This is a genomic window from Acidimicrobiales bacterium (genome assembly GCA_035316325.1).
GTDB lineage: Bacteria > Actinomycetota > Acidimicrobiia > Acidimicrobiales > VFJN01 > DASXTK01.
This window is the reverse complement of sequence record DATHJB010000059.1, coordinates 1-4,036: the sequence shown is the minus strand read 5'-3', so window position 1 is coordinate 4,036 and position 4,036 is coordinate 1. Positions and strand designations below refer to the sequence as shown.

The following is a 4,036-nucleotide window of genomic DNA, read 5'->3' as shown; positions in this document are numbered from 1 at the left end:
CAACCGGCGCACGGTGGCCTGAACCTTGACGGTTCGGCGGCCGTCGGTCCGGACCAGCGCGGCGACAGTGGACGACGCCGGCGCGAGCCGGCGCAGGGTGCGCAGCGCGTTGGGCGAGTAGTGGCTGCCGATCGGCTCGTCTGCCTGCGCCAGCGCGTCGTAGCCGCGCCACACCTGCGGCGCCCGGGTCGCGGTGGTCATCGGTCCCCCTTCGGTGGTAGCTCGAGCGCGGCCCGGCGGCCGAGGATGGCGGCACGCTGCTCGCGCGTCGTCGTTCGCGGCCAGATGTCGCGCAGCTCGTCGACGGTCCGGGCGGTCACGATCGCGTTCAGCACCGGGTCCGGGGTGCGCGCGTTCGCGATCGCCAGCCGCTCGGCGGCCCGCGCGATCAGGTCGCGCAACGCGCCCTGACTGAATACCTCGGTCTGCTCCTCGTCGTAGTAGAGGCCGTCGGCGTGCCGCAGCCACACCCGCCCGTCCGGGCCGAGGATCTCGGTCGGGCCGGGCGGACGTGGGGCGGGCTCGACGGCCAGCCGGGGGGCCAGGCCTTTGACCGGACGGCGGGTCATGCCACCACATCGATCGCCGCTCGACGGTCCTTGGCCGCCGCGCTGTGCACGTCCGACCACCCGTCCTGATGTTCACGCCAGAGCGCTACCAGGTCGTCGTACGTGGCCGCCGCGCTGATCGAGGTCAGGATCGGGTCGACGGGCTCGGGCTCGACGAGCACGAGCTCGGTCAGCCCGAGCCGCTGGCATGCGAGCTGGTACGCGAACGCATCCCGCTCGATCCCGATCGCGTCGAACCCCTCATCGCGGGCGGCCTGCAGTGTCGAGCCGGTCCCGGCGAACGGGTCCAGCACCAGCCCGCCGGGCGGGGTGACGAGCCGGACCAGCCACCGCATAAGGCCCTGCGGCTTGACGGTGGGCCAGCCCTTGCCGTCGATCTTCGGGCGCTCGGCGGCCGGAGCCTTGGCCTGGTAGCGGAAGGTCGGGAAGAACCGGGACGCGCCGCCCTCGCCGGGATGACGCTGGGCGGTCTGGTGCTGCGCAGTCCACGCGTCGTCGTTCATCACGCCGAGCGCGGTGTTCCGGTTGAACGGCTTGTCGCCGGTCTTCGTGATCCCACTCTGCCGGTCCAGCTCGGCGACCGGGCAGTCCCCGCACGCGCCCCCGTCCTCGCAGGTGTCGACGTGGACGAGGACGACGTTCGCGGGCCAGCGGCCGGCGGGCGCTACTCCGGACGCTGCATCAGTGCCGCAAGTGCAGTCGCCAGGACCATGTTCTGCCAGCGCAACATCGTCAGCTCGCGCTCGATCAGCCGATGCTCCCGGGAGTGCCCCTCCCAGTCCGTCAAGTGCAGGTTCTCCGGACGGTTGTCCGCCTTGTCCCCGTTGATGTGATGGACCATCTCCGTCGGCAGGAGCGGCCGACCGACCTTCCTCGCCATCACCATGCGGTGCTCGAACACCTCGCGCGGATGTGGTTCCGGGATCAGCGACAGGTCCTTGGCCGACAGGTGGCGGACTGCCAGCTTCCGGTAGCCCGACCGACTCTCCGTCCAGGCGCCGCCGCCCCACCGCGGGTTCCGTTGCCCGCGCAGCTGGTCGCCCCTGCACTTCTGACTGCAGGTCATCGGCAACTTCGCTCGCTGCACCTGCGAACGCCAGCGGCGCATCTCCTTGCCGCACATCGCGCACGGCATGAACACGACACCCTCGCGGCGCCGCTTCTCGGCCGAGGCTTTCGCGGCTGCCGCCGTTCGGGCCGACCCGGGTTGCGTTGATGTTGATAGCGCCACAGCCCCATGCTAGTACGTTGGCCGCGACCGTGCCCGCGAGCGGCTTCCGGGCGACGATGATCGGCTCCTGGGCCGGCTTGAGCGCGGTGTTCCACCCCTCCAGCTCTGCGACCTTGGCGGCCTTGCCGACGTTCTGCCCCTTCGGAAATCCCGAGCCGTAGACCCACATGATCGTGTCCCGGATCTCGAACCCGGCCATGCGCACGGACAGGCCCATCAGGTCGGCGGTGCGGGAGCCGGCGAACGCGAGCAGGTGCCCGCCCGGCTTGAGCACGCGCAAGCACTCGTCCCACACAGCGGGCGGGGGAACGAACGCGTCCCACTCCCGGCCCATGAATCCCTTGCCGTCCGGGACGTGGTCGCGGTCGCCGTTCGCCCACGCGGTCAGCGCGGTGACGACCCGCTCGGGGCGCACGTCGGCCAGGCCGTAAGGCGGGTCGCAGATGACCGCGTGCACGGACTCGTCGGAGAGCTCGCGCAGGACGGCCAGGCAGTCGCCGAAGCGCAGGTCGACGGAGCGGTTCATGCCCGCCCCAGCCGTGGCGCGTTCAGGCGCCGCTTGGCCTCATGTGTGTGCAGGTCCGTCCAGGTGGATGTGTGCTGATCGAACAGGCGGAGAAGCTGTGCGCGCATGTCCGGCCCGGCCGGCACGGCGGCGATCAGCGAGGAGAGCCCGGCCCCCGACAGGCCCTCGGCCATCGGCACCCGCGGCGGGTCGGCCTTCACGACCAGGTCCTTGCGGGCCCGCCAGCCCTGGATCAGGGTGGCCAGCGCCAGTAGTTCCAGGCCGCGGGTCAGGTCCACCCAATACAGCTGCGCGGGCGGGTCGCCCTTGCGCTCCGGCCCGCCCTGGGGGACGTGCAGGATCAGCGCCCAGTCGGTGCGCGGGGCGATCCCGTCCGGCCACTCCAGTCGCTCGCCGCGCGAGGCGGCGAGCTTCTCGGCCGGCGACAGGGTGCGCGGGTCGACGTCGTCGCCGATGGTGTTCCAGCCCCGGTAGCGCACGCCGTTGGCGTAGGCGGCCAGCTGGGCGGCGAACTTGATCCCGAAGAACTTGGACGAGCCGGACGTCTTGAGGTCCCACACCAGCCGGGACCCGGCCGGGATCAGGGTGCCGTCCTGGGTGGTCATGTCGCCGAGCGGGGCCGCGATCCGGTCGAACGTGCCGGCGACCTGGAACTGGTCGCACACCACGAACTGTTCGGTGCCGTGGAAGACGAACTTGCCCCGGGTCGCCTCGATGTAGGCGTCGATCGCGGCCTGGTCGTCCTCCAGGTCCGGGATCGGCCGGCCGAGGTCGACCCGCTCGGTGAGCGCGTGCAGCGCGGTGCCGACGTCGGCTGCCGCCCGGGAGTCCGCGAAGTCCAACGCGTCGTTGGTGATCTCCTTGAGCAGAGACTTGGACTCCGAACTCGCGGTGTCCGGGATCGAGGCGGCGCGCAGTCGCAGCGGGCGGGAGTGCCCGAGCGCCCACGCGACCTGGCGCATCTTCCAGATGCCGATCCCGTTCTGGTCCTCCAGGACCGACCCGATAGTCGATGCCCGGGTGTAGGCCTCCACTGACCCGCTGGGAGTTACCACGAGCGGTCTCTTCCACTGATCCCTAAAGATCGAGTTGGGCACGTCGGCGGTCGGGGCCTTGACCGGGTTCGAGGGCGTCTGGTCGGCGCGGACGAGGGCCATGTCAAGCCACCGTCCATGCGCCGCAGGTGACCGTGCGGCGAACGACCTTCGCGTCCGGGTCGCCACTGGCCTGGGCCCATGAACGGGCATCCTGCTCGTCATCGGACAGCTCGACCGGCCAGATCGGGCGGCCGTTCTCGTCCAGCTCGTAGGCCACACCCCACTCGTGGGACGTGGCCTCACCTCGTTCGCTCATCGGCGTCTCGCTCATGGTCGTCTCCTCGTGTCAATGATCGTTGCGTGGACCCCACGGGAGTCGGACCCGTGGACCTCGGCACCGGCCGGGCCCGAGGCCCCGGACGCAGGGAGCGCGCCCGGGGCAGTCGTTCACGCTCAGAACGGGGGCGGGCCGTCGTCGTCCGCCTTGGCCAGCCCGTTGGTCGCCGGGGCGCCCTCGGACTCGACCAGGTCGGGGCCCTTCCAGGCCTTCGTGCCGTCGCCGTAGAAGGCCTCGATCAGCTCGAAGTCGTCATCGTTCGGCGTCTGGGCGGCGACCCAGTCCGTGGTGCCGGTGCGCTTGGCCTCCAACCGGGAGGCCACCTCCTTGTCACCG

The 4,036-nt window shown here is 71.2% G+C and carries 6 protein-coding genes; all 6 read right to left on the bottom strand.

Annotated elements, in window-relative coordinates; translation table 11 throughout:
• A partial coding sequence (locus VK611_08275; protein HMG41311.1) for a hypothetical protein occupies positions 1 to 201 on the bottom strand: 201 nt, incomplete at its 3' end.
• Positions 198 to 569, bottom strand: coding sequence for a hypothetical protein (locus VK611_08270; GenBank protein ID HMG41310.1), 372 nt, complete (start codon positions 567 to 569; stop codon positions 198 to 200). The genes VK611_08270 and VK611_08275, both read right to left, overlap by 4 nt.
• Complete coding sequence (locus VK611_08265; GenBank protein HMG41309.1) at positions 566 to 2,326, bottom strand: DNA methyltransferase; 1,761 nt, start codon at positions 2,324 to 2,326, stop codon at positions 566 to 568. Before VK611_08265 ends, VK611_08270 begins: the two co-directional genes overlap by 4 nt.
• Positions 2,323 to 3,381 (bottom strand): hypothetical protein, encoded by a 1,059-nt coding sequence (locus VK611_08260; GenBank protein HMG41308.1) that lies wholly within the window; start codon positions 3,379 to 3,381, stop codon positions 2,323 to 2,325. Before VK611_08260 ends, VK611_08265 begins: the two co-directional genes overlap by 4 nt.
• A gap of 103 nt (positions 3,382 to 3,484) precedes the next feature.
• A complete protein-coding gene (locus tag VK611_08255) occupies positions 3,485 to 3,694 on the bottom strand; it encodes a hypothetical protein (GenBank protein HMG41307.1) in 210 nt (69 codons plus the stop codon).
• Between the two features lie 122 nt (positions 3,695 to 3,816).
• The coding region (locus VK611_08250; protein HMG41306.1) for a hypothetical protein at positions 3,817 to 4,036 on the bottom strand (220 nt) is incomplete at its 5' end.